Origin of the sequence: Aquibium sp. ELW1220 (genome assembly GCF_030398385.1) — a bacterium.
Taxonomy (GTDB): Bacteria; Pseudomonadota; Alphaproteobacteria; order Rhizobiales; family Rhizobiaceae; genus Aquibium.
The window spans coordinates 109,064-132,845 of the sequence record NZ_JAOAOQ010000014.1; the positions used below are offsets into that span (position 1 = coordinate 109,064).

At 66.8% G+C, this 23,782-nt stretch carries 23 protein-coding genes; 17 read left to right on the forward strand and 6 right to left on the reverse strand.

Going from position 1 to position 23,782, the window contains the following annotated elements:
- The first annotated feature begins 2 nt into the window (after positions 1–2).
- From N1F91_RS14635 to N1F91_RS14650, 4 genes are all read left to right on the forward strand, one after another.
- Positions 3–779 (forward strand): GntR family transcriptional regulator, encoded by a 777-nt coding sequence (locus N1F91_RS14635; protein WP_289993110.1) that lies wholly within the window; start codon positions 3–5, stop codon positions 777–779.
- A complete protein-coding gene (locus N1F91_RS14640) occupies positions 772–1,122 on the forward strand; it encodes a TIGR04076 family protein (RefSeq protein WP_289993111.1) in 351 nt (116 codons plus the stop codon). Before N1F91_RS14635 ends, N1F91_RS14640 begins: the two co-directional genes overlap by 8 nt.
- A gap of 7 nt (positions 1,123–1,129) precedes the next feature.
- A complete protein-coding gene (locus N1F91_RS14645; protein WP_289993157.1) occupies positions 1,130–2,179 on the forward strand; it encodes an aldo/keto reductase in 1,050 nt (349 codons plus the stop codon).
- Positions 2,180–2,262: 83 nt separating this feature from the next.
- Positions 2,263–3,525 carry an ABC transporter substrate-binding protein gene (locus N1F91_RS14650; RefSeq protein ID WP_289993112.1) on the forward strand — a complete coding sequence of 421 codons (1,263 nt, stop codon included), beginning with the start codon at positions 2,263–2,265 and terminating at the stop codon, positions 3,523–3,525.
- A gap of 111 nt (positions 3,526–3,636) precedes the next feature.
- Here the strand turns inward: N1F91_RS14650 and N1F91_RS14655 are convergent, their stop codons facing one another.
- Positions 3,637–4,653: a nucleotidyltransferase family protein gene (locus tag N1F91_RS14655; protein WP_289993113.1), complete on the reverse strand. Its 1,017-nt coding sequence runs from the start codon at positions 4,651–4,653 to the stop codon at positions 3,637–3,639.
- Positions 4,654–5,024: 371 nt separating this feature from the next.
- On the opposite strand from N1F91_RS14655, the gene N1F91_RS14660 reads away from it, so the two are divergent.
- From N1F91_RS14660 to N1F91_RS14670, 3 genes are read left to right on the forward strand one after another with little or no spacing between them, the layout of a single operon-like run.
- Entirely contained in the window at positions 5,025–5,321 is a 297-nt protein-coding gene (locus tag N1F91_RS14660; RefSeq protein ID WP_289993114.1) for a PqqD family protein, read from the forward strand.
- A complete protein-coding gene (locus N1F91_RS14665) occupies positions 5,318–5,785 on the forward strand; it encodes a lasso peptide biosynthesis B2 protein (RefSeq protein ID WP_289993115.1) in 468 nt (155 codons plus the stop codon). The genes N1F91_RS14660 and N1F91_RS14665 overlap by 4 nt, the downstream gene beginning before the upstream one ends.
- A complete protein-coding gene (locus N1F91_RS14670) occupies positions 5,778–6,767 on the forward strand; it encodes a hypothetical protein (protein WP_289993116.1) in 990 nt (329 codons plus the stop codon). The genes N1F91_RS14665 and N1F91_RS14670 overlap by 8 nt, the downstream gene beginning before the upstream one ends.
- A gap of 155 nt (positions 6,768–6,922) precedes the next feature.
- On the opposite strand, the gene N1F91_RS14675 is transcribed toward N1F91_RS14670, so the two are convergent.
- The 5 genes from N1F91_RS14675 to N1F91_RS14695 form a co-directional block, all read right to left on the reverse strand.
- Positions 6,923–7,018, reverse strand: coding sequence for a putative RiPP precursor (locus tag N1F91_RS14675; protein ID WP_289993117.1), 96 nt, complete (start codon positions 7,016–7,018; stop codon positions 6,923–6,925).
- Between the two features lie 912 nt (positions 7,019–7,930).
- Positions 7,931–8,689, reverse strand: coding sequence for a DUF6065 family protein (locus N1F91_RS14680; protein ID WP_289993118.1), 759 nt, complete (start codon positions 8,687–8,689; stop codon positions 7,931–7,933).
- A gap of 243 nt (positions 8,690–8,932) precedes the next feature.
- Positions 8,933–10,405 (reverse strand): aldehyde dehydrogenase family protein, encoded by a 1,473-nt coding sequence (locus N1F91_RS14685; protein ID WP_289993119.1) that lies wholly within the window; start codon positions 10,403–10,405, stop codon positions 8,933–8,935.
- Between the two features lie 17 nt (positions 10,406–10,422).
- On the reverse strand, positions 10,423–11,718 hold the full coding sequence (locus N1F91_RS14690) for a glycosyltransferase (protein ID WP_289993120.1): 1,296 nt from the start codon (positions 11,716–11,718) through the stop codon (positions 10,423–10,425).
- 18 nt (positions 11,719–11,736) lie between these two features.
- Positions 11,737–12,624 carry a GntR family transcriptional regulator gene (locus N1F91_RS14695; protein ID WP_289993121.1) on the reverse strand — a complete coding sequence of 296 codons (888 nt, stop codon included), beginning with the start codon at positions 12,622–12,624 and terminating at the stop codon, positions 11,737–11,739.
- A 291-nt stretch (positions 12,625–12,915) separates the two neighbouring features.
- Here N1F91_RS14695 and N1F91_RS14700 point away from each other — a divergent pair, with 291 nt between their 5' ends.
- From N1F91_RS14700 to N1F91_RS14745, 10 genes are all read left to right on the forward strand, one after another.
- Complete coding sequence (locus N1F91_RS14700; RefSeq protein ID WP_289993122.1) at positions 12,916–13,944, forward strand: spermidine/putrescine ABC transporter substrate-binding protein; 1,029 nt, start codon at positions 12,916–12,918, stop codon at positions 13,942–13,944.
- Between the two features lie 215 nt (positions 13,945–14,159).
- Positions 14,160–14,957, forward strand: coding sequence for an ABC transporter permease (locus tag N1F91_RS14705; protein ID WP_289993158.1), 798 nt, complete (start codon positions 14,160–14,162; stop codon positions 14,955–14,957).
- Positions 14,954–15,742, forward strand: a complete 789-nt coding sequence (locus N1F91_RS14710; RefSeq protein WP_289993124.1) for an ABC transporter permease — start codon at positions 14,954–14,956, stop codon at positions 15,740–15,742. The genes N1F91_RS14705 and N1F91_RS14710 overlap by 4 nt, the downstream gene beginning before the upstream one ends.
- Complete coding sequence (locus tag N1F91_RS14715) at positions 15,739–16,800, forward strand: ABC transporter ATP-binding protein (RefSeq protein ID WP_289993125.1); 1,062 nt, start codon at positions 15,739–15,741, stop codon at positions 16,798–16,800. Before N1F91_RS14710 ends, N1F91_RS14715 begins: the two co-directional genes overlap by 4 nt.
- A gap of 18 nt (positions 16,801–16,818) precedes the next feature.
- Positions 16,819–18,102, forward strand: coding sequence for a glycosyltransferase (locus tag N1F91_RS14720; RefSeq protein WP_289993126.1), 1,284 nt, complete (start codon positions 16,819–16,821; stop codon positions 18,100–18,102).
- Positions 18,095–18,466 carry a cupin domain-containing protein gene (locus tag N1F91_RS14725; protein ID WP_289993127.1) on the forward strand — a complete coding sequence of 124 codons (372 nt, stop codon included), beginning with the start codon at positions 18,095–18,097 and terminating at the stop codon, positions 18,464–18,466. Before N1F91_RS14720 ends, N1F91_RS14725 begins: the two co-directional genes overlap by 8 nt.
- A gap of 27 nt (positions 18,467–18,493) precedes the next feature.
- Positions 18,494–18,841, forward strand: a complete 348-nt coding sequence (locus tag N1F91_RS14730; RefSeq protein ID WP_289993128.1) for a cupin domain-containing protein — start codon at positions 18,494–18,496, stop codon at positions 18,839–18,841.
- Positions 18,842–18,916: 75 nt separating this feature from the next.
- Entirely contained in the window at positions 18,917–20,425 is a 1,509-nt protein-coding gene (locus N1F91_RS14735; protein ID WP_289993130.1) for an aldehyde dehydrogenase family protein, read from the forward strand.
- 36 nt (positions 20,426–20,461) lie between these two features.
- Positions 20,462–21,649 carry a saccharopine dehydrogenase NADP-binding domain-containing protein gene (locus N1F91_RS14740; protein WP_289993132.1) on the forward strand — a complete coding sequence of 396 codons (1,188 nt, stop codon included), beginning with the start codon at positions 20,462–20,464 and terminating at the stop codon, positions 21,647–21,649.
- 99 nt (positions 21,650–21,748) lie between these two features.
- On the forward strand, positions 21,749–23,614 hold the full coding sequence (locus N1F91_RS14745; protein WP_289993136.1) for a hypothetical protein: 1,866 nt from the start codon (positions 21,749–21,751) through the stop codon (positions 23,612–23,614).
- Positions 23,615–23,782: the final 168 nt, after the last annotated feature.

Genomic DNA, 23,782 nt, shown 5'->3' on the forward strand with positions numbered 1-23,782 from the left:
CCATGGCTGACGACAGACCGGACAGATCCCTATCGATTGCTTCCCGCAAGGATGGCGGACAGGAGCGTGGTCCGCGCGGCGTGCTCGGCCCCATCGTGCGGGATTCCCTCCAGGAGCGAGTCTATCGTGAGCTGCGCGGCTCGCTGATCCATGGCGTCTTCGACGCCGGCGAAATCCTGCGCATCCAGGACCTGGCCGACACGCTGCAGACGAGCACCATGCCGGTGCGCGAGGCGCTGGCACGGCTGGTCTCCGAACAGGCGCTGGAGGCGCTGCCCAGCCGCTCCGTGCGCGTACCGATCATCACCCGCGAACGGCTCGACGACCTCGCCCGCGCCCGCGTGCTGGTGGAAGGCGAACTCGTGCGCCTGGCGATCGGACGGCTGACGGCTTCGGATTTCGCGCGCATCCGCGACCTGACGCGCGCCTGTGAGGCGGCCTTCGGCGGGACGGCACCCGACAAGGCGCAGGCGACGTCCGAGCTCAATCACGCTTTCCATTTCGCGATCTACGGCGCGGCGGGCTCGGCCGTGCTGCTTCCGATCGTCGAGAGCCTTTGGCTTCAATCGGGACCCTATGTGCGCGTGGCGGCCAGGGTCTACCAGGACAATCGGGAATTCTCCGCCGTGCATCATCACTGGGAACTGATCGAGGCCCTGGAGAGCGGCGACGCGAAGGCTGCGCTGACGGCACTGACCGACGACATCACGCAGTCCTTCAACCTGATCCGCGGGCGGCTGGACGCCGAAGCGCTGGCGCGAAAGGCCGCCAATGGCTGAGGCGCGGGACGACAGCTTCGAGCTTTACGACCTGCGCGTCGAGGTGGTGGCCCCGGAAGGCGGACCGATCCTGTGCGGCGCGACGGTGGGCGACCATTTCGAGCTTCGCGGCGAGATGCTGCATCTGCCCCCCGGCCAGGGCATCTCGATCTATTCGCTGGCCTCAGTACTGCCGCTGCTGGCGGCCAAGCAGCGGCCGACGCATCCCAACGACTGGATGACGACAGACGCCGAGATCGCCTGCCCGGATCCGAACTGCTCGACGCGCCTGCGCATATCGCGGACCGGGCTGCGCCGCTTCAGCCACGCCGAAACCACGCTCGTTCCCCTGCCCGACCGATGAGGCCATGATGCAGTCCTTCGAACTCGCGCCCGGCTATTTCATCTCGCGGATCATCCGCGGCGGCTGGCAGATGGCCGGCGGACACGGAGCGATCGACGCGGCGACGGCGGTGGAGGACATGGTGGCCTTCGCCGACGGCGGCATCGTCACCTTCGACTGCGCCGACATCTACACCGGCGTGGAAGACCTGATCGGCCGTTTCCGGATGCGCTACGGCGACCTGCGGGGAGCCGAGGCGCTTCATTCCGTGCACGTCCACACCAAATGCGTGCCCGACCTCGACCTGCTTCACCGCATCCGCAAGGCGGACGTCGAGGCGATCATCGACCAGTCGCTGCGTCGCCTGCGCACGGAGCGGCTCGACCTCGTGCAGTTCCACTGGTGGGACTACGATGCGCCGAAATGGCTGGACGTCGCCGGATGGCTGGCCGAACTGCGGCAGGCCGGCAAGATCGCCAATCTCGGCGGCACGAATTTCGACACCGAGCACATGGCGGCGATCGCCGATTCGGGCGTGCCGCTCGTCTCCATGCAGGTGCAGTATTCGCTGCTCGACCGGCGCCCGGAGAAGGCGATGCTTGCGGCGGCGGCTTCGCGCGGCATCTCGCTGCTCTGCTACGGCACGGTCGCGGGTGGCTTCCTGTCCGACCGCTGGCTGGGCGCGGCCGAGCCGGCCGAGCCGCTCGAGAACCGCTCGCTCACCAAGTACAAGCTGATCATCGACGATGCCGGCGGCTGGGACTGGTTCCAGGCGCTGCTGCGGGCGCTGCGCCAAGTGGCGGACCGGCACGGCAGCGACATCGCGACCGTGGCGAGCGCGGCGATGCTGGCGCGGCCAAGCGTGGCCGCCGTCATCGTCGGCGCGCGCAACCGGTCGCATCTCGCGGCCAATCGCGCCATCTCGGACATGACCCTGACGGACCGGGACCATGAAGGGATCAACGCCGTGCTGTCCGCTGCCCGGGAACTCTCGGGCGACGTCTACACGCTTGAACGCGACCGCACCGGGCGGCACGGATCGATCATGAAATACAACCTCAACAAGGGGGCTGCCTGACAGTTCGGCAGGTCGGGCGCTCGTTGCACTCAGCCGAATCCAAGCGTGGCGCCTGGCGCCAGTCAAAAAGAGGGAGAACAACAATGAGAATGCTTCTGCTTTCGGGCACCGTGCTCGCCGCCATCGGTGCGGCGATGCTGCCCGCCAGGGCCGCCGACTGCGACATCACCGTCGGTCTCGTCATGGAACTGACCGGACCGGCTGGCGCCTACGGCCAGGCCGGCGCCAAGGCCGTCGAAATGGCCTTCCGCGACTTCAACGACGCCGGCGGCGTCGGCGGCTGCAAGCTCGTGACCGACACGCGCGACAGCCAGAGCCAGGGCAACGTCGCCGTCGACCAGGCGACCCAGCTCGTCAACATCACCAAGGTGCCGGTGATCATCGGCGGCATCATCTCGTCGGTGTCGATCCCGATCCTGACCTCGGTCACCGCGCTGGCCAACGTCGTGCAGGTGTCGCCCGCCTCGTCCTCGCCGACGCTGACCCAGCTCGGCCGCGACGGCAAGACCAACGGCATGTTCTTCCGCACCATCACGTCCGACGCTCTGCAGGGCACGGCAGCGGCGAAATATGCGCTCGATCAGGGGCTGAAGAAGCTCGCGATCATCCACGTCAACAACGACTTCGGCGTGAACATGGTCAAGGAGTTCTCGGCAGCCTTCGAGAAGCTCGGCGGGACGATCACCTCGGTAACGGCCTACAACGACAAGCAGGCGAGCTACACCGCCGAAGCCAATGCGGCGATGGCCGGCGAGCCGGACGCGCTCTACCTCGTCTCCTATCCGGTCGACGGCGCCACGATCGCCCGCGCCTGGATCTCGAACGGCGGGCCGCAGAAGTTCCTGCTCAATGACGGCATGAACTCCACCGACTTCATCCAGGCCGTCGGCGCGCAGTACCTGAACGACGCCTACGGCACCTCCTCCGGCACCGCCGAGACGGCGTCGACCAAGTATTTCTACGAGAACTTCGAGGCATTCTCCGGCTCCATCAAGCCGGACGCACCGGCAGCCGACCGCTCCTATGACGCCGGCGCGATCGTCGCGCTCGCCATCGCCAAGGCCGGCAAGGCCGAGTCGGCGGCGATCAAGGCGGCGATCCCGCAGGTCGTTTCGGCGGACGGCGAGCCGATCTATGCCGGCAAGGCCGAGTTCGAGAAGGCGCTCGGCCTGATCAAGGACGGCAAGGCGATCAAGTACGAGGGCGTGATCGGACCGGTGTCCTTCGACCAGTACGGCGACATCACCGGCCCGTTCCGGCTGTGGCGCATCCAGAACGGCGAGGTGACCACGGTCGGCCAGGTGAGCGCAGCCGAAGTCACCGCGATCAAGGACGGCATGAAGTAGCCTCCGACCCCGATAGACGACGAAACGACACGCCCGCGCGGAAACTCTCCGCGCGGGCGTTTGCTTACACATCACTCGCCATCGTCCGCGCAGTGGAGAGGGCCGCGTCCGCTATACCTGAAGCAGGCGGCGATAGACGTGGCGCTGGGCGAGCAGGCGCCAGCGGTTGGGGCTCTTGGCGGCAAGCACCATCGGCGACGTGATGAGCCGCCGCTCCAGGCGGGCGATGCCCCGCGGCGCCATCGTCCCGGCCAGCGCTGCCGACGTCGTGCAGCCGTAGAGTTCGCTGGCCAGTCGCAGCATGGTGTAGACCGGCAGGGCAGCGCCGCTGGCCTGCGCCCGCTCGGCCAGTTCGCCGGGGTCGACACCGCTGCGCGCCACCATCAGCCCGTCGACCACATATTGCAGACGACCGAACAGATGCGACGTCGCACCATGCAGGGCGGCCAGCACGAGTCGCGCGGCCGGCGTGACGCCCTGGCCGTCCTTGCCGGCGTGCAGGTCGTAGGTGAGGCTGAGGCGGCGGCGGAGCTCCGGCGTGTGGACGAGATCGGTATGCACTTCGACGAGGACGGTGCCGGTGGCTCCCGGCGCGCCGTTGATCCATTGCCGTTCGGCATAGTCGGCCGCGTGGCGCTCGTGTCCGTGCGGGACGAACCCCTTCCGGCTCAAGATGGCACCGAGGGCCTCCGCAGCCTCCGCGCGCACGAGGATGTCGACATCGCCGAAGGATCGCAGGTGCACGCCGCCATAGGCGTTCTCGGCAAAGTCGATGCCTTTCACGATGACCGCGGGAAAGCCGGCGAGGTCCTGGCGGATGGCTCGCGCCACCGCGGCGACCTGCATGGTGGGCGCGATGATCTCGCTGCGCTCGGCGCGGACGCGTTCGGACAGGGCGCCGGCGGCCGCCTCCCTCCCCGCACCCGCCAGCAGGGCCGCCGGGTCGTCGCGCAGCAGCCTGAGCAGGTTGTAATGGACCGCCAGATGGACATTGTGGCGCACGGCTTCGTAGAGCAGGGCGTCGACCGCCCGCGCGTCATCGGCCGGCAGCGGGGCCGCCGGCCAATGTCCGTTCAGGCCGGCCGGATCCGACAGCCGCGCCAGCCACGCATCGATCGACCGGCTCATGTCTGTCCCTCCCCTCCGGCGTCGCCCTTGCCGGGCTTGCCGCTCCCACACATCACCCTGCCGCGGAACGACATCGACACCAGACGCCGGTGCGGGCAGGCGCGCGGCGGGATCGCGTCGATCCGCCCCGGCCGCTGTCGGTCGTTTCCGCCGGGCCTGTGGCCGCCACAGGTTGGGGATATTGCACGGCTCGTCGCGAAGCGGCAACCGCCGGTGGGCACGGGCTCGGGTTCTCGCGAAGTCCGCGGCAGCGGTGGACCGGTAGTGTCCATGTCCACGGCGTGACGATGCATGGTCGCGACAGCTAGCCGGCCACGGCGTCATCTGTTATCGCATGCTCAACAAGAATTTCATCTTCAGGGAGACTGCGAATGACGGATATGACTTCCGCCGGCGAGGACGTCTACAGGCTGGCCGAGGATGTTTCGCTCCAGCCGCTGGGCGACGGCGAAGGGGGCGTGGTGCTCATGCTCAAATCCGGGGAGATCTATACCGTGAACGACACGACGCTCGACTTTCTGTCGAAGCTCGACGGCGCGCGCAGCCTTCGCGCCTGCGCCGAAGCGATCGCCGCGGTCTACGACGTCGACGCGGCGACGGCGATGTCGGACCTTGCCGAAATTGCCGCCGATCTCTCCTCCGAGCAGATCGTCATAAGGGTGGCATGAACCCGTTCCCGCCGGTCGCTGTGCCGTTTCCCGCCAGCGTCTGGATCGCGGCGCGGCTGCTGCCGGCCTGTGTCGGATCGTCGGAACTCGACCGATTGCTCGCCATGGCGACACCGCCGCCGGGGACCTCCGCCTATCGCGAATTCAGCGCGCGCGCCATCGTATCGGCCGTCAAGCGCGCGGCGCGGCGTCCCTGGGTGATGCGGGATCGCCGCTGCCTGCGCGAGGGCCTGCTGGCGTTCCGCTATCTCAGCCTGGCCGGCCATCGGCCGCTCCTGCACTTCGCCCTGGAGCCGGCTTCGCTGAAAGACCGGAAAATGTCGGCCCACTGCTGGGTGACGGTCGACGACGAGGTTCTGATGAACCCGCCGACGCCGACGATGATGACGTTGTTTGCATGGGATGGTGCACGCATGACGAGACCCGGGGGCGCAGTGGAAGCCACGGTGCATGCCCATGACTGAGATGCATCGCGTCGCGTTCGATTTCCACGGCGCAGGCCTCGTCACAGAAGCCCCGCGCGGTTCCTGGACCGCGGGCATGCAGGACAGCTTCCGGTGGTACGTCACCGAAGAGGCGCCGGAACCGGCGTTCCGGCTCACCGTGCACGAGGATGAAACTCCGAGGGTGCCTGCGCACATTCCGCTGACATGGACCGGAACGCTGCAGGAACGCGACACCGGCCGGATGTACGAGACGGAAACGCTGTGGGCGCTGGAGGTCGAGAACCATGGCTACATCCTGATCGACCATGCGGCCGCGAGCGCCGAACTCGTGATGCGGCGGGGCAGCGAACGGGCCTTCACGATGACGCCGATCGTCGCGGTCCTCAGCGCCGCGCTGCAGGCGCGCGGCCAGCACATCGTGCATGGCGCGAGCCTCGGCTGCCGCGACGGCGACGGCGCGATCCTGATCTGCGCGCCCTCCGGTTTCGGCAAGACGACGACGTCGCTCGCGCTCGCCCGCGAGGGCTTCCGGCTCTTTGCCGACGACGTCAGCATGATCGTTTCGCGAACCGAAGCATCGGGTCCGCGGATCTGGGGCCTGCCGAACTGGCTGCGGATCCACCGCAAGACGCTGGAGATGCTGCCCTGGCTCGGACCGCTGCCGGATAAATGGAATTCCGAGGACGAACAGGCCGTGGCGCTGCACGCGTTGGAAGGTATCCTGCCTGTGGGTAAGACGACGCCCGCGCCGCTTCGGGCGGTGATCGTCATCGGCACGCGGGCGGAACGGCATGCGGTGGTTCCGCTGGCGCGCGCGGACGCGCTGGTCCGGCTTGCGAAAGACAATGTGTCGAGCAGCGCAGTGGGCGTTACGCCATGGCATCGGCGGCAGTTTGCTGCCTATGCGGAGGCGCTGTCGTCCTGCCCCGTGTTCGAACTGCACGCCGGGACCGACCTGCCGTCGCTCGCCGATGCCGTGGACGCCGCCATCGCGCGATGAAGCCGGTCTCGAACGGGGCAGGTCCGCCGACCGAATGCCACCGAACGCCTCGTCCGCAAAAAGACAATGGCGCGCGACATGGCTGCCGCACGCGGGAGGCATTCGCCTACCGGCATCAACCGGCAGGCGTCAGGACGGCGATCGAAACTCGCCCGTCAGGATGGGGTCCAGATCACGGTCACCGATCCAGCGGTGATCGCACCGAGCTTTCCACGCCTGGACAGGACGGGCTTTTCGTAGGTCTTCTTCATTGCATCCTCCTAAGTGAACTTACCGAGAACAATCTCTGCCTCTCGGACTTCCGCCCGACAGACACCCTGGTCGCAGTATCGCTTCCCACCTCTCGGTCCTGACATCACATCAGGACATCACCGAGAAAAGGACGCGAGGTATACCTTCGGTTGGCGACGCAACATCGCCACCTTTCACGACTCACTCGCAGGAACAGCCCGGCCTCAGGGCATTCCGATCAACGTCACGGCGTTTGCCGTGACCGATCCAAGCTTGCCGCGTTTCGAGAGAACCGGCTTTTCGTAGGTCTTCTTCATGACGCCCCCTGCTCAAAGACAGACCCGAAACCGAGCGGGCCAAAAGAACCAATCAGAACCAGCCACCGACGGCTACGGGAGCGGAACCCAGATCAGCGTCACCTTCGCCGCCGTTACGGCGCCAAGAGAGCCGCGCTTCGCGAGCGTGGGCTTTTCGTAGCTTTTCTTCATGTCGTCTCCCAACAAATGATCGAAAAGCACCGACAACGACTAAGTAACCGGCACCCAGATGAGCGTTACCGGCACCGCGGTGACGGCGCCGAGAGTGCCGCGCTTCGAGAACTCGGGCTTTGCATAAGGCTTCTTCATTGCATCCTCCTACTGGTCAATTCGATCAAGACGTCGCGCAGATGGAATTCAAAAAGACTTCAAACACTCGATACTCCGCACGCGAACGAAAGGAACCGGGCCAGGGTCGATCAGGTGACGTTCACGACCGTGATCGCGATGTCAGCCGTTCTTCGACCCAACCTGCCCTGCCGCAGAAGGACCGGCTTTTCGTACGGCCTTTTCATCCCGACCATTCCCCAGCGTCCCCGATTCACGTCTCTATCGTCTCAAGCATAGATCACGCCGCGCATGTATTCAACAAGCCGTCGAAATTAATCCCGACAATCACTCTGCCGCGGGTTCTTTCGTCCTTCTGTCGGCGAAGAGGGCAAGCCTTTGCCTGGTCCGGTGATCGGCCGGTGCGATCTTGACACCGGTGACGTCCTGGCCGCGCCGGTAGTGGCCCGGCCAGCGCTGCTCGCGCTCGGGCGAGCCGGGTTCCTGGAGCGCAGCCTGGAAGGCGCGGCGTCTGGTGCGCCACTCGTCCATGTAGCTTGCAACCTCCGGATCGTCCGAGACGCGCTTCATCTCGGGCTCGAAGGCCTCCAGTTCGCCGCGGCGCATCGGAAAGACCTGCACCAGCGGATCGCCCTTGCGGAACCGCACCGCGTGGTTGGGGCGCGTGATCTGCCAGTGCATCGCGATGGACGAGAGCAGCCAGTCGGTTTCGGCCGTGCCCGAAAGGGGGGAGGCGCCGTCGACGGGCATGTTCGGCGGGCCCTGCATCACGAGGTCGTAGCCCGGTTCGGTGCGGAACACCGCCGGGAAGGAAAAGGTGACGATGCCGAAGCCGAAATGGCTGACGATGCGGTGATTGCCGGGCTCGTCGGGGAGGATCGCGAGGCAATCGGGGTGGTCGCCGCCGTTCCATATGGCGGTGAACCCGACCGGCGAGCAGATTTCCCAGCCGTGCTGGTTGGCGATCATCATCGGCAGACAGCCATAGGCGAAGCCCTTGTTGAGCTTCGACATCCAGGCCCTTTCGGCACGCGCGGGACGGATGTCGAGGTCATGGCCGTCCTCGACATAGGCGGTGAATTTCATTCCCGTTCCCCCTGGAGGCCTCTCCTTCGAGCCGGGCCTCCTGCATGCGCACGAGACAACCTATCCCGATGTCGGCATCAATCCGACTGTTCCGAATGCACGATCCCGCAATGCACCGGACGGGCGATCACTTCGCGGAATCTTGGCATGGCGCCCGCAACACTATCCCCCGGAAGAAGCGCGGGGGTCAATCGTCTTCCGGCTGGTGGCGCGGCGTTCCGGCCGGAGCGCCGCGCGGCGACTCTACTTGATGTACCAAGCCCAGGGCCGTTCCGTCTCGTAGGCGGTGATCTGCTTGACCTCGAGATAGTTCGCCAGGCCCCAGCGGCCGAGCTCGCGGCCGATGCCGGACTGTTTATAGCCGCCCCAGGGTGCTTCGGTGAAGGTGGGCTGCGAGCAGTTGATCCAGACGATGCCGGCGCGGAAGGCGCGCGCGACGCGGTCGCAGCGCGCGCGATCCTTCGACATCACCGCGGCGGCCAGACCAAAACGGCTTTCGTTGGCCATCCGCACCGCGTCGGCCTCGTCCGCGAAGGGCTTCACGCAGACGACCGGCCCGAAGATCTCTTCGCGCCAGACGAAGGAGTCTTCGCTCATGTCGGTGAGGATCGTCGGCTCGAGGAAATAGCCGGTGTTCAGCCCGGCCGGACGGCGTCCGCCGCCCGCCACCGTGGCACCCTCCGCCGTGCCGCGCGCGATGGCGGCGAGCACCTTGTCGTACTGTCCCTTCGAGACGAGCGGGCCGAGCAGCGTTCCCTCCTCCATGCCGTCGCCGATGCGGATCTTCGACGCCTCGGCGACGAGGCGCTCCAGCAGCGCGGGGTAGAGGTTCTCCTCGACCAGCACGCGCGAGGTGGCAGAACAGACCTGGCCCTGGTTCCAGAAGATGCCGAACATGATCCATTCGACCGCTGCCTCGATGTCGGCATCGGCGAAGACGACGAAGGGCGACTTTCCGCCGAGTTCCAGCGACACCGCCTTGATGTCGCGCGCCGCCGCCATCATCACCTTCGAGCCGGTCGGCACGGAACCGGTGAAGGCGAGCTTGTCGACGCCGGGGTGCTCGGTCAGCGGCTGGCCGGCATCGGGTCCGGTACCGGTGACGATGTTGAGCACGCCGGCCGGCAGGCCGGCCTCGGCCACGATCGCGCCGAGTTCGAGCGACGTCAGCGGCGTGAGCTCCGACGGCTTCAGCACCATCGTGCAGCCGGCCGCCAGCGCCGGTGCGACCTTCCAGGCTGCCATCAGAAGCGGATAGTTCCACGGCACGATGGCGCCGGCGACGCCGACCGGCTCGCGCACCACCGTCGTCGAGAAGCGGTCGTCGCCGAGCGGGATCGCCTCCTCCGCGTCGTCGAGCGCTTCAGCCAGACTCGCATAGAAGGAAAAACAGCCGGCGACGTCGCCGATGTCCCACAGCGCTTCCGGCAGCGGCTTGCCGTTGTCGCGCACTTCGATGCGGGCGAGTTCGTCCTGGCGCGCCGTCACGCCGTCTGCGATGCGGCGCAGGACGGCGGCGCGCTCGCGGCCCGACATCCGCGGCCACGGCCCCTCGTCAAAGGCCCTGCGCGCCGCCCTCACGGCGCGGTCGACGTCCTCGGCGGTCCCGGCCGGCGCATGGGCGAAGACCTCTTCGGTCGCCGGGTCGATCACCGGGAAGCTGCCGCCCCGGGCAGGAGCCACCCATTCGCCATCAATGAAGAGCCCGTCTCGCATTGCCTTCCCCTCTTTCGTCATCCCGCAGCGCGGCGCGGCGCCTCGGCACGGTTCACCACGTTCAGAATCCCCTCGGCCGCACGCCTGGCGCCCCTGTGGGCCTTCATGCGGACGGCGTTCTGCTGCAGCCGGGCCCGCATCGCCTCGTCGAGGAGCAGCGAACGGATCGCGCCGGCAAGCTCTTCCGGCTCCCAGCGGTAGCGATCGAGCGACCGGCCGACACCGGTTTCGGCGGCACGGCGGGCGTTGTCGTGGCCGTCCCAGCAATAGGGCATGACCAGAGACGGCACGCCGAAAGTGAGCGCCTCGCAGAAGGAATTGTTGCCGCCATGATGGATGAAGAGGCTGGACTGAGCGACGACGGAGGGTTGCGGAAACCAGCTGCCGACATAGACGTTGTCGGGCACCGAGGAATATTGGTCGCTCCACGACCCGCCATTGACGAGGAAGCGGCACGGCATGTCGGCGAAGACCTCGATCATGCGCTTCGTCATGCCGACATCCATCGCCCCCAGAGAGCCGAAGCTGGTCAGCACCAGCGGCCCTTCATTGTGGCTGGCGAAGCGCGGCGGCTGGTACTCCGCCTCCTGGCGCACGCAGCCGTCGAGGAAGACGAAGCGGTCGGGGTCGAGCGGCTCGGCGCGCGCGTGGCGGATGATCTCGGGCGCCAGCAGCATGTTGAGCCAGGGCGACGGGTCGAGGAAGCTTGGCGATGGAGGCGGCGCGAGCCCGCATTCGGCGAGGAAGGCGCAGAAGCGCTTGTGGGCGGGCGCCGTCACGGCCTCGTAGCGACGCGCGAAATCGTCCCAGCGACCGCGCTCCGCCAGGCCGAGGCCCGACAGGTAGGGCGGGACGTCGGGGTCCGGAAGCTCGGTCTCGGCGCAGGATATGACGCGGATCCAGGGCACGCCGGCATTGGCGACGGCGGGGAACATCACGACGTTGTCGAGCACGATGCCGTCCGGCTTCAGGCTGGCGAGCAGCTGCCGCAATGGCGCCTCGACGGTGATCGCTGTGTCGACGATCGCGTCCCAGGTCGGCCCGACATAACTGTCGAGCTGGCGGTCGGGAGACTGACGGAACGCGTCCTGGTGGCGGGCGATGAAGCCCGTCCAGTCGGTGGCGTCGCCGGTGCCGCCGCCGAGCTGGTATTCGGGGAAGCCGTATTCGGAGAAGACACCGCTGAAGCCCGGATGGCAGATGAAGACCGGCCGCGCGCCCATGCGGCGCAGTTCCTGGGCGATGCCGACGCAGTTCAGCGCCGCGCCGAAGCTTGCTTCGGGAAACAGGGCGATGGTCTTGGCTGCGGTCATGCGGGTCCCGGTCGTCTTTCAGCGCGCGACGATCTTGAAGGCCGATGGAACGCCACGGCCGGCCAGGCGCGGCCGCTGCGACTGCGAGAGCTGGATATGCACGCGCATCAGATCGGCGGCAAGGTTCATCTGGCCGCGCTCGATGTGCTCGAGCATCTGGAGATGCTCGACGTTCGACTGCATCAGCCGCCAGGTGGAGACATGGCCGGACGGCGCGGCGCGGCGGCGGCGATGGTGGTTCACCAGCGCCTCGGCCATGAAGGGATTGCCGCAGCTCTTGGCCACGAGAAGGTGGAAGTCGAAGTCGGTGCGATCGAAGAGCTTGCGGTTGAAGCTGTCCTCGTCCATCCGCCGCAGGGCCAGCATCGACTGGCGCAGCGACAGGATCGCGGTCGCGTCGCGCCGGAAGTCCGGCATGGTCAGCGCCAGCGGCTCGGTGGCGAGCCGGAACTCGTAGCTCGCCGCCGCCGCGTCCGAACTGATCGCGAACTGCTTGAGGAGCCATTGCTGGCCGGCGCCGCGTTCGGCGAGCCCGTCCTCGGAGAGCCTGAGCAGCGCGTTCTGCACCGCCAGGCGCCCTTCCCCATAGCGCCGCTGCAGCGCAGCGACCGTCTGCGCCTCCTCGATGCGCCCGGCAGCGAGGTCGCGCAGGATGGCGGCATGGACCTCGTCTTCCGCCTGTGCGCTCGGCTCCAGGTCGAGGCCGGGCACCATCGCCGGGTCGATCGCGAAGCGATAGCCGCCCTCGGCGTCGGATGTGACGAGCCCCTGTTCGGCCAGCACCTGAAGCGCCTTGCGGACGGGCGTGCGTGAGACGTTGCAAAGCGTGGCGATCGACTGCTCGACGAGGCGCTCGCCGGACGCCATGCCGCGCTCGGTGGCGAGATTCAGTATTTTTTGCGCCAATTCGACATGTCGCCGATTGGGCTTTCCGGAGTCCGACATGACGGGCCCTTGCTCATCCCACACCCGGCAGAATGCGGCCTTGCGGCATCGATGGCAAGCGCAACGCCGGTCCGATGGAAAAAGATCGGGGACTGCATTTCCGCTATTGACGTATTTTTTTCGAAAACAATACACTCAGCACCTGACGGAAAGATCGCGGCAAGCGACGAGCGTTCACCCAGAGGCCGGAACACCAACATGAGGAGCAATTCCGTGACAGCGACCATAGGGTCCGTATCCAGGTGCTGGGCCGTGCGCCTGGCAACCGCCACAGCCATGCTTGGCGTCGCGCACAGCGCATCGGCAGCCGACCTCGTCATCTCGAACTGGGACGGCTACATGGCGCCCGACATCGCCGAAACCTTCAAGGCGGCGACCGGCCTCGAGGTCGAGATCGTCAACCATGCCACCAACGAAGAGATCATGGGCAAGCTCATGGCGAGCCAGGGCAAGGGCTACGACGTGGTCTTCGTCTCCTCGCCCTTCGCCGAGATCCTGAACAAGCAGGGGCTCCTGGCCGGGATCGACAAGGCCGCCGTGCCGAACCTCGCCAACCTCTATCCGGAGGCCGCGGCGCTCGCCTACGATCCCGGCACGAATTTCGCCGTGCCCTATGCCTGGGGCACGACCGGCCTGTGTTATCGCTCCGACCTCGTGGAAGGCACGCCCGACAGCTGGATGGCGATGCTGAAGCCGGCGGACGCGCTGAAGGGCAAGATCACCATGCTGGCGACCGACCGCTGGCTGATGGGTGCTGGCCTGCTCGCCACCGGCGCGTCGGTCAACGAAAGCGACCCGGCCAGGATCGACGCGGCGAAGGACCTGCTGATCGAGGCCAAGAAGACCCTGCTCGCCTATGACGACACGACCTTCTATTCCAAGCTGGTCTCGGGCGAGGCCTCGCTCGTTCATGCGTGGGACGGCTGGTGCAACTACGGCATCGCCGAGAACGCCGAGATCAAGTTCGTCGTGCCGTCGGAAGGCTCGGACCTGTGGGTCGACACGATGGTCGTCATGAAGAACGGCGAGAACAGCGCCAATGCGATGACGTTCCTGAACTTCGTCCTCGACGCGAAGAACCACGCCTGGGCGGCGGAGAACATTCTCTACAAGGTGCCGAACAAGGCGGCGATGGAGAGCCTCGATCCGGCGCTGGCTGAGCAGTATCCGAACATGGGCATGACGCCCGCCGAACTCACCGGATACGAGTTGCTGCGCGATCTCGGCGACGCGCAGAAGCTCTATTCGCGCGCCGTGAGCGAGATCAAGGCCGCAAACTGAAGGAAAGGGCCGGAACGCCGGCCCCATCCCGACGAACCCGACGGGGAGCGCGCGCAGGCGCCCTCCCCGTCGCCCATCCCGAGCGGAACCTGCACGACGGCCGCCGGCTCGTCCCCAGGCAGACCCGCCCCTGCGCAACAGGCTCTCCCTTGTCCTTCCAGGCCACACGACCGAACCTGCTCGCCGCGCCGGCCGTCGCCTGGCTGCTGGCGTTCATGGTCGCACCGTGCCTGCTGATCCTCGGCTATGCCTTCTTCGAGCGCGGGACCTGGGGCGGCGTGGTGTACACCTTCACGCTGGAGAATTTCGAGCGCGTCTTCGACCCGCTCTATGCGCGGATCTTCGTCAACTCGGCGCGGATCGCGGCCACCGTCACGCTGCTTGCCATCCTCGTCGCCTATCCGGCCGCCTATGCGATCAGCCGCGCGCCGAGATCGCGCCAGCCGATCCTGCTGTTCTTCGCCGTGCTGCCGTTCTGGAGCAACTACCTGATCCGCACCTATGCCTGGATCGTGCTGCTCAACCGCGAGGGGCTGATCAACAACGTCCTGCGCTGGGGCGGCTACGAGGGCGAGCCGCTGTCGATGCTCTACAGCGAGGGAGCGGTGATCATCGGGCTCGTCTACAACTATTTGCCTTTCGTGATCCTGGCGATCTACTCCAGCCTGTCGCGGCTCGACATGAGCCTGGTGGAAGCGTCGCGCGACCTCGGCGCGGGGCCGATCCGCACCTTCCTGCGGGTCACGCTGCCGCTGACGCTGCCCGGCGTCGCGGCGGGCGGGGTCTTCGTCTTCGTTTTGTCGATCGGCAATTTCGTCACGCCCGCCCTGCTTGGCGGCGGGCGGTTCCAGATGATCGGCAACCTCGTCTACGACCAGTTCCTCACCGCCAACGACTGGCCCTTCGGCGCTGCTCTCGGCATGATCCTGATCGCCATCATGATCGCGCTGCTCACGCTCCAGGCCCGCGCCACCAACCGGGCCTCAGGCACCGTGCGGGAGGCGGAGCGATGATGGGCTTCACGCGCCAGAACGCCGGCGGTCGCGCGACGCTGATCGTCGTCTTCGGCTTCCTCTATTTGCCGATCGTCGTGCTGGTCGGCCTGTCCTTCAATGAAGCGGGCCTGCCCACCGTCTGGTCCGGCTTCTCGACGAAATGGTACGGCGCGCTGCTCGGCAATTCCGACATCCTGGGTGCCGCCTGGAACACGCTGGTGGTCGCCGTCTTCGCGACCGTAATCGCAACGGTTCTGGGCACGCTGCTCGCCATCGGCATCGAGACGCGGCGTCGGGCGAGCACCGGACTGGAAGCGCTGGTGTTCGCGCCGATGGTGATCCCCGACATCGTGCTCGCCGTGGCACTGCTCTCCTTCTTCTCGCGGCTCGACGTGACGCTCGGCCTGCACACGATCGTGCTCAGCCACGTCATCTTCGACCTCGCCTTCGTCTGCTCGATCGTGCGGGCGCGCCTGAAGCATTTCGACTATTCGATCGTCGAAGCCTCGCGCGATCTCGGCGCCTCGCCCTGGACGACCTTCTGGCGCGTCACCTTTCCGGTGCTGATGCCGGCGATCGTGGCCGGCGCGCTGCTGGCCTTCACGCTGTCGATCGACGAGTTCATCATCGCCTTCTTCACCGCCGGCGCGGGGCGTTCGTCCATCACGCTGCCGATGCAGATCTATTCGATGATCCGGTTCGGCATCACGCCGGAAATCAACGCCCTCGCCACCATCGTCATGAGCGTCAGCGCCGCCGCGCTGCTCCTCTCGCAGTGGCTCAACAAAGACCAACTGCGATGAACGACGCGCCGACCAACGACGATCCGATCCTCCGCATCGAGGCCCTGTCGAAGGACTTCGGGCCGGTGCGTGCCGTGGATGCGGTGTCGCTCGACATCCGCCGCAACGAATTCTTCGCGCTGCTTGGCCCGTCCGGCTGCGGCAAGTCCACGCTGCTGCGCATGCTCGCCGGCTTCGAGATGCCCTCCGGCGGGCGCATCCTGCTGGAAGGGGAAGACATTTCGGGCCTGAAGCCGGAGCGCAGGCCGGTCAACCTGATGTTCCAGTCCTACGCGCTCTTTCCGCACATGAGCGTGTTGCGGAACATCGCCTACGGGCTCGAGATGGAGCGGCTGCCGAGAGCCGAGATCCGCGCCCGCGTCGACGAGATCATGGCGGTGACCGACCTGACGGGCTTTGCCGACCGCAAGCCCGAACAACTGTCCGGCGGGCAGAAGCAGCGCGTCGCGCTCGCCCGCGCCCTGGTGAAGCGGCCGAAGGTGCTTCTGCTCGACGAGCCGCTCGGCGCGCTCGACAAGAAGCTGCGCGAGCGGATGCAGCTCGAACTCAAGCGCCTGCAGCACGATGTCGGCATCACCTTCATCGTGGTCACGCACGATCAGGAGGAAGCGCTCGTCATGGCCGACCGGATGGCGATCCTCAGGGACGGCAAATTGCTGCAGTGCGGCTCGCCGGAGACGGTCTACGAGAACCCGACGGACCGGTTCGTCGCCAACTTCATCGGCGTGATGAACTTCATCGAGGGCCGGATCGGCGGCGACGGCCACTTCAGTGCGAAGAGCGTCCGGCTGCCGGTGCCGCACCTCGCCGCCGGACCGACCGCGCTGGCGATCCGCCCGGAGGACGTCGGCATCGAGCACGGCGGCGACGCCGGCATCCCCGGCCGCATCACCGACATAGCCTATAACGGGCTCGACCGCGTGCTGCACGTGGCCATCGACGCCAGCGCCACGCCGATCCAGGTGCGCGTGCCCGCACGCGTCGAGGCCGGCCATGCGATCGGCGAGCCCATCCGCATCGCGATCGCGCCGGATCGCTGCAAGTTCTTTCCCGCCTGAGCCGAAAGAGGAGACCTCATGTCGAAGACCATCGCATTCTTTCCCGAAGCGGCCTTCGGGCCGGCGCTGAACTCCGTCGGCATCGCGCAGGCGGTGCAGGCGCTCGGCCACAAGGCCGTGTTCCTGTCAGATCCCGGTTTCGTCGCGGTCTACGAGGGCTACGGCTTCGAGGCGCATCCGGTGAACCTGTCGGCACCGATGCCGCCCGAGCAGATGGCGAAGTTCTGGGAGGACTTCATCAACGGGCACATCCCGAACTTCCGCAAGAGCCCCTACGACCAGATCGACAATTACGTGAAGGACTGCTGGACGGCGATCGTCGACACCGCCAAATGGGCGCAGAAGGACCTTCCCGGCGTGCTGGACAGGATCCAGCCGGACCTGATCTGCGTCGACAACGTCATCCTGTTTCCGGCGATCAAGCAGTTTGGCAAGCCGTGGGTGCGGATCATCTCCTGCTCGGAAAACGAGATCGAGGATCCGAAGATCCCGCCGCATCTGTCGGGTTGCGGAGCGACGGACTTCGCCTGCCACGACGCCTACCGCGCGCGCTTCAACGCGGTGATCAAGCCGATCCACGACGACTTCAACGCGTTCCTCGCCTCGACCGGGGAGGCGCCCTACCCGTTCGGCCAGTTCTTCGAGGCGTCGCCGACGATGAACCTGCTTCTTTATCCCGAGGCGGTGAAGTTCGAGCGCGAGCATCCGCTCGATCCGAAGCAGTTCCAGTATCTGGAAGGCTGCGTGCGCAGCGAGAAGCCCTACACGGTGCCGACCTTTGCCGAGAAGAACGACAAGCCGCTGGTCTACGTCTCCTTCGGCAGCCTGGGCGCCGGCGACACCGAACTCCTGAAGCGCATCATCGCCACGATCGGCACCTTGCCCTACCGGGCGCTGGTCAATGTCGGCGACTACAAGGCAGGCTACGAGAACGTGCCGGGCAACGTGGTGATCGAGAGCTGGTTTCCGCAGCCATCGGTGATCCCGCAGGTGGATGCAGTGATCCACCACGGCGGCAACAACTCCTTCACCGAGTGCCTCTATTTCGGCAAGCCGGCGATCATCATGCCCTATGTCTGGGACGGGCACGACAACGCCACGCGCGTCGACGAGACCGGCCACGGCTTCAAGATGCCGCGCTACGACTGGACCGACGCCGACCTCGCGGCCAAGCTCGACGCCTGTATCAACGATGCCGCGATGGAGGCGAGGCTCGCCGCGACGTCGGCGCACATGCAGGCGCAGAACGGGCCGAAGAAGGCCGCCGGCATCCTCGACGGTATCCTGAAGGCGGGTGCGTGACGTGGTCGAGACGCTGACATCATCCGCGCCGCATATCCGCGGCGCATCGACCTTCGACAATCTCGTCGACTGGGGCGTCCAGTCCGACGCGATCGAGGGCGTGTCGAGATCTTCGGGCCGGCTCCTGTTCAAGGGGCCGAACAACCGGCCGGAGACCGGCATCTGGGTCTGCACGCCTGGGCGCTGGCGGCTGTCGATCCCGCGCGACGAGTTCTGCCACTTCGTCTCGGGCAAGGCGGTCTACCGCTCCGACGACGGCGAGACGATCGAGGTCGGCCCCGGCACGGCGGTGATGTTTCCCGCCGGCTGGACGGGCGAATGCACGGTCATCGAGACCATGCGCAACATCTACATGCTGGCCTGAGCGCCGGCGCATTCCAAGGACACCGACATGACCGCCACACCACTGATGCGCAAGCCGCTCGAGCAGACCGACCTCAAGGACTGGGGCGTGATCCCGACCATGATCGAGGGCGATAGCCGCACCTCGGGCCTGTTGATCCACAAGGGGCCGGAAGGCCGCTCCGAATGCGGGCTCTGGGTCTGCACGCCGGGCAAATGGGAATGCCACGTCACCCGCGACGAGTTCTGCCACTTCCTCGAAGGCCGCTGCACCTACGTCCACGAATCCGGCGAAGTCATCGAGATCACGCCCGACACCGCGGCCTTCTTCCCGCAGGACTGGAAGGGCGTCTGCACCGTCCACGAAACGGTGAAGAAGGTCTACATGATCCGCTGAGGCGACTGCCGGGCACGCATGGCCGCCGCTTCGCGTGAATGCGGGCGGCGGCGAAAGACGAGCAAGGACAAGGCAATGCGCTTTTCTCTCGACAAACCGAATCACTTCGCCGAGGGCGGCTACCGTCCGTCGGCCGGCACGCCGATGCCCGTCGTCGACCCGGCGACGCTGGCAACCGTCGGGCACATCGCGGAGACGAGCGTGGCCGAGATCGAGGCGGTGCTTTCCGCCGCGACCGCCGCGCAGAAGGCCTGGGCGAAGCTCGACGCCAAGAGCCGCGCCACCATCCTGCACCGGATCGCCAACCGCATCGAGGCGACGGACATGCGTCTCTGCGCCGAGACCATGTCGCGCGAAATGGGCAAGCCTTATCCGGAGGCGATCGGCGAGGTGGCGAACTGCGCCGGCGCCTTCCGCTACTTCGCCGAGATGGCGCGCGACGAGGCCGGCAAGGTCGCCGGCACGACGCAGGCCGGCTCGTTCCAGTTCGCGCGCTACGAGCCGCTCGGGGTGTCGGTGCACATCATGCCGTTCAACTTCCCGATCCTCCTGATGTGCTGGACGGTGGCGGCCTCGCTTGCCTCGGGCAATGGCTGCGTGATCAAGCCGGCGCTCGCCACGACGCTGTCGACGCTGATCTTCATGGAGGTCTTCGTCGACCTGCCCGACGGGCTGATCGCCTGCCTACCGGGCGGCGTCGACGTCGCGCAGGCGCTGATCCATTCGCCGCGCACGCATGCGGTTGCCTTCACCGGTTCGGTCGCGGCCGGCCGCGCTGTCGCGATGGCCGCGGCCGGCGAGATGAAGCCGGCCGTGATCGAGGCCGGCGGGTCCGACCCGATGATCATCTCGAAGCACGCGCCGCTCGACGTCGCGGCGGCGGGCGCGGTGACGGCGGCCTTCCACATGTCGGGACAGGTCTGCACCTCGGCGGAGCGCTTCTTCGTCGTCGACGAGGTCCACGACGCCTTCATCGAGCGCTTCGCGGCCGAGACACGGCGGCTGCGGGTCGGCAACGGCCTGTCGAAGGCCGAGATCGGCCCGCTGGTCTCGAAAGCCGCGCGGGACAAGGTCATCCGCCTCGTCGAGGACGCGAAGGCCAAGGGCGCGACCGCCGTCGTCGGCGGTGGCATCCCCGCGAGCGAGCCGGTCGGCTGGTTCTACGAGCCGACCATCCTCACCGGCTGCACGCCGGAGATGGACATCCTGAAAGAGGAATGCTTCGGCCCGGTCGCCGCCGTCTGCCGGGTGAAGGATTTCGACGAGGCGATCGCGATGGCCAACGCCAGCGAGTTCGGCCTCGGCGCATCGGTCTTCACCACCTCGCTCGAAGAAGCGATGGAGGCGGCCGAGCGACTGGAGGCAGGCATGGTCTGGGTCAACAATCCGCTGATCGACAACGACGCCCTGCCCTTCGGCGGCTGGAAGAAATCGGGCATCGGCCGCGAACTCTCCCGGCTCGGCCTCGACACGTTCCGCCGGTCGAAAATGGTCATCATCGACCACAAGCCCGTCGTGCAGGGCTGGTGGTACCCCTACCCGGACGACTGGTTCTACGACGCCGGCGGCCGCAAGCACGTCTGACATCCATCGAGAGCACGCAACTTCAGGAACGACACCATGATCATCACGCTGCTCGGCGGCGCCGGCTACATGGGCGCCGGCATCGTCCGCGACCTGGTCTCCGACCGCGCCATCATCGACATTACCAGGGTGCGCGTCTGCGACGCCTCGCGCGAGAAGATGGAGGCGCTCGCAGCCGAGCTCGGCGACCCGCGCCTGGAACTCGTCGATCTCGACGTGGCGACACCGGAAGCGCTGCAGGCGGCGATCGCCGGTTCCAGCATCTGCATCAACTGCGTGCCGACACTGCTCGGCTACCAGATGCGGATCTTCGAGGCGGCGCTGGCGGCAAGGGTCGCCTATGTCGACCTCGGCGGGCTCGGCACCTACACGGTCAAGCAGATGGCCGAGCACGAGCGCTTCAAGGCGGCGGGGGTGACGGCGGTGATCGGCGCGGGCGCGGATCCCGGCATGTCGAACGTCATCTGCCGCGCCGTCGCCGACGCGTTCGACGAGATCGATTCGATCCGGCTCTACTGGGCCGCCGAACTGGTGGGCGACGAGAACCCGGTGCTCGTGCCGCCCTACAGCGTCTCGACGGTGCTTGCCGAGTATGCGCACGAGAGCACGCAGTTCTACGACGGGCGCCACGTCACCTGCCCGCCGATGAGCGGCCGCGAGTTCCTCGACCTGCCTGAGCCGTGGGGCCGGTGCGAGTTCATGCACTCACCCCATTCCGAACAGCTCACCGTGCCGCTGGCCGACGGCATCCGGGACAAGGGAATCAAGGAGTTCTCCTGGAAGCTGCATCTGCCGCACCGCGAGCACGAGGCCTGGGTCGGCCTGGTGAAGGCCGGCTTCGGCGATTTCGACCGGCCGGTGGACGTCGGCGGCCAGACGGTCAGCCCGCTCGACGTGCTGAACAAGGTGATCGAGCGCAACATGCGCGAGAAGGCGCCGCAGATTCCAGAGCAGGACAGCCACGAGATCCACTTCGCCATCGGCAAGGGCCGCAAGGACGGGATCGAGCGGACCGTCACAGTCGAGGCGATCGTGAAGCCGGACGCGCTCTACAAGCCCTATGTCGATGCCTGCACCTCGATGAACGGGTCGATCGCCGCGCAGCTCATCCTGTCGCAGCCGATGCGGCCCGGCGTCTTCGCGCCGGAGGCCTATTTCGAGGTGCCGACCTATTTTCGCGAACTGGAGAAGCGCAAGTTCATCATCGGAATGAGGGTGGAATAGCACCGACCGGAACCGGGCTGACCGACCATCCGGTTTTCACATGACTGTCACAAGGAGCCGATACGCGACATTCGATCGATCTGCCGCAAAGGAGTTCCCGTGTCGCGCACCGTCTTCTCACGCTTCCTGCTCCTCGGCACCGCCGCGACGGCGCTGGCCCTGGGCGTTTCCCAGCCCGGAACGGCTTTCGCCCAGGCCTGTTCGCCCGCATCGCCGGCAGACGGCGACATCGTGATCTGCTCGGGAACCGGAACGGGCTTTCTCGACGATGGACTGGACGATGCCGACATCACCGTCGAGGAAGACGCGCTGATCGAGGGTGGTGCGAACCAGGGCTTCGAGTTCGACGACGGCGTGACCTTCACCAACAACGGAACCGTCACCTCCACGGGCGACCATGCCGTGCAGGGCGACAACGACGTGACCGTGATCAACAACGGCACGATCACCGGCGGTTCGGGCGACGACGGCGTGAACATCGACGACGACGGACGCATCGAGAACAGCGGCACCATCTCGGGCGGCGACGACGGCGTCCAGGTCGAGAGCAACGGCACGGTCATCAACTACGCCACCGGTGTCATCACGGCCACGGACGAGGGCGTCAACGCCAACCAGCCGAACGCCTATATCGAGAACCACGGCATCATCGAGGCCGGGGACGATGCGATCAACGCCGGCACCAACGCGACCATCATCAACACCGGACGGATCACCTCCACCGGCGACCAGGACGGCATCGATCTCGACGACGGCACGATCATGAATTCCGGCCTGATCGAGTCGCTCGGCGCCGAAGACGGCATCGACTTCGATCCGAGCACCGAAGCCTCGCTCGTCACCAATTCCGGCATCATCCGCGGCAGCATCGCCATCAACACCGACGTCGCGGACACCGGCGCGCAGACCATCGTCAATTCGGGCACGCTGATCGGCCGCAGCGGGACGGCGCTGAACCTCGGCGACGGCGACGACACCCTGATCCTGAACGACGGCTCGCGGATCAGCGGCCTGATCGAAATGGGCGGCGGCAGCGACGCCCTCGTCGTCAACTACGTCAAGCTCGGGCGGCTGGACGTGGGGTCGGCGATCGAGAGCGTGACGACGGCCGGGCCGTCCTTCGTCGGAACGTCCGCGATCATCCTGCTCGACCCGGTCGCACTCGGCGCGGGTGACCGCGACGCGCAGGACCTCGCCTTCAACCTGTCGCGCACCGTGCTGACGGCACCGGGCGGCAAGGGTCTCTGGACCGCCGGCCGCGGCGCGGTGATGGCCGACGACCGCAGCTATCTGGGTGACGTCATCGGCTACGACTTCGACATTGGCGGCCATGCGCTCGGCGTCTTCGGCGGTGGCGCCAAGGCTGGCGATCTTCAGGCCTGGCTGGCCGGCCTGCGCTTCGATCTCGCCGACAACGGCCCGTTCGACCTGCAGGCGACGGCCTTCGCGGGCGTCACCGACGGCGACGACCTCGCCGGCTCGGACGGCGCCGAGGGCACCTTGCTGGGGATCGCCGCACGGGCATCCTATGCGCTGATCGAGGCAGCGCCGGGCGGCTTCGGCCTGGATCTCGCCGCCGAGGGCGGGTTCAGCCGCCACGCCGTCGATGGCTACACCATGACCACGCTCGAGACCTCGATCGGCGACCGCGACTCCGATGCCGGCTATGCCCGCATCGAGATCGGCATCCCCTATTCCTTCGACGCGGAGACGATCTTGCGCGGCTTTGCCGCCGTCACGCATCATTCCGGCTCGGCCGACCTGATCGCGGCGGCCTTCGAAGGCCAGAACATGAGCTTTGCCAGCGGCGCCGATCTCGACCGCACCGCCTTCGGCCTCGGCGCGACCTTCACCAGGAAGATGGCGTCGGGCATGGCTTTCGACGCCACGTTGGAGGCCAGCCATGCCGACGACGACACCGAGGCGGCCTTCGGCGTTTCGCTGCGCATCCCGCTCGGCAACTGAACACGCCACGTCCTTGGCGGCAGGCAGACGCGGCCCACGGGGCCGCGTTTCCTTTTGGACCGGACCGCGGGATGGTGCGGTGCAAAATGCGGCGGCCGCTTTGCGCTGCATCAAGGCAGCCCACACGTCCTCCTGCGAGAGTGAGCGCGTTCCTTCCTCAACGGAGCG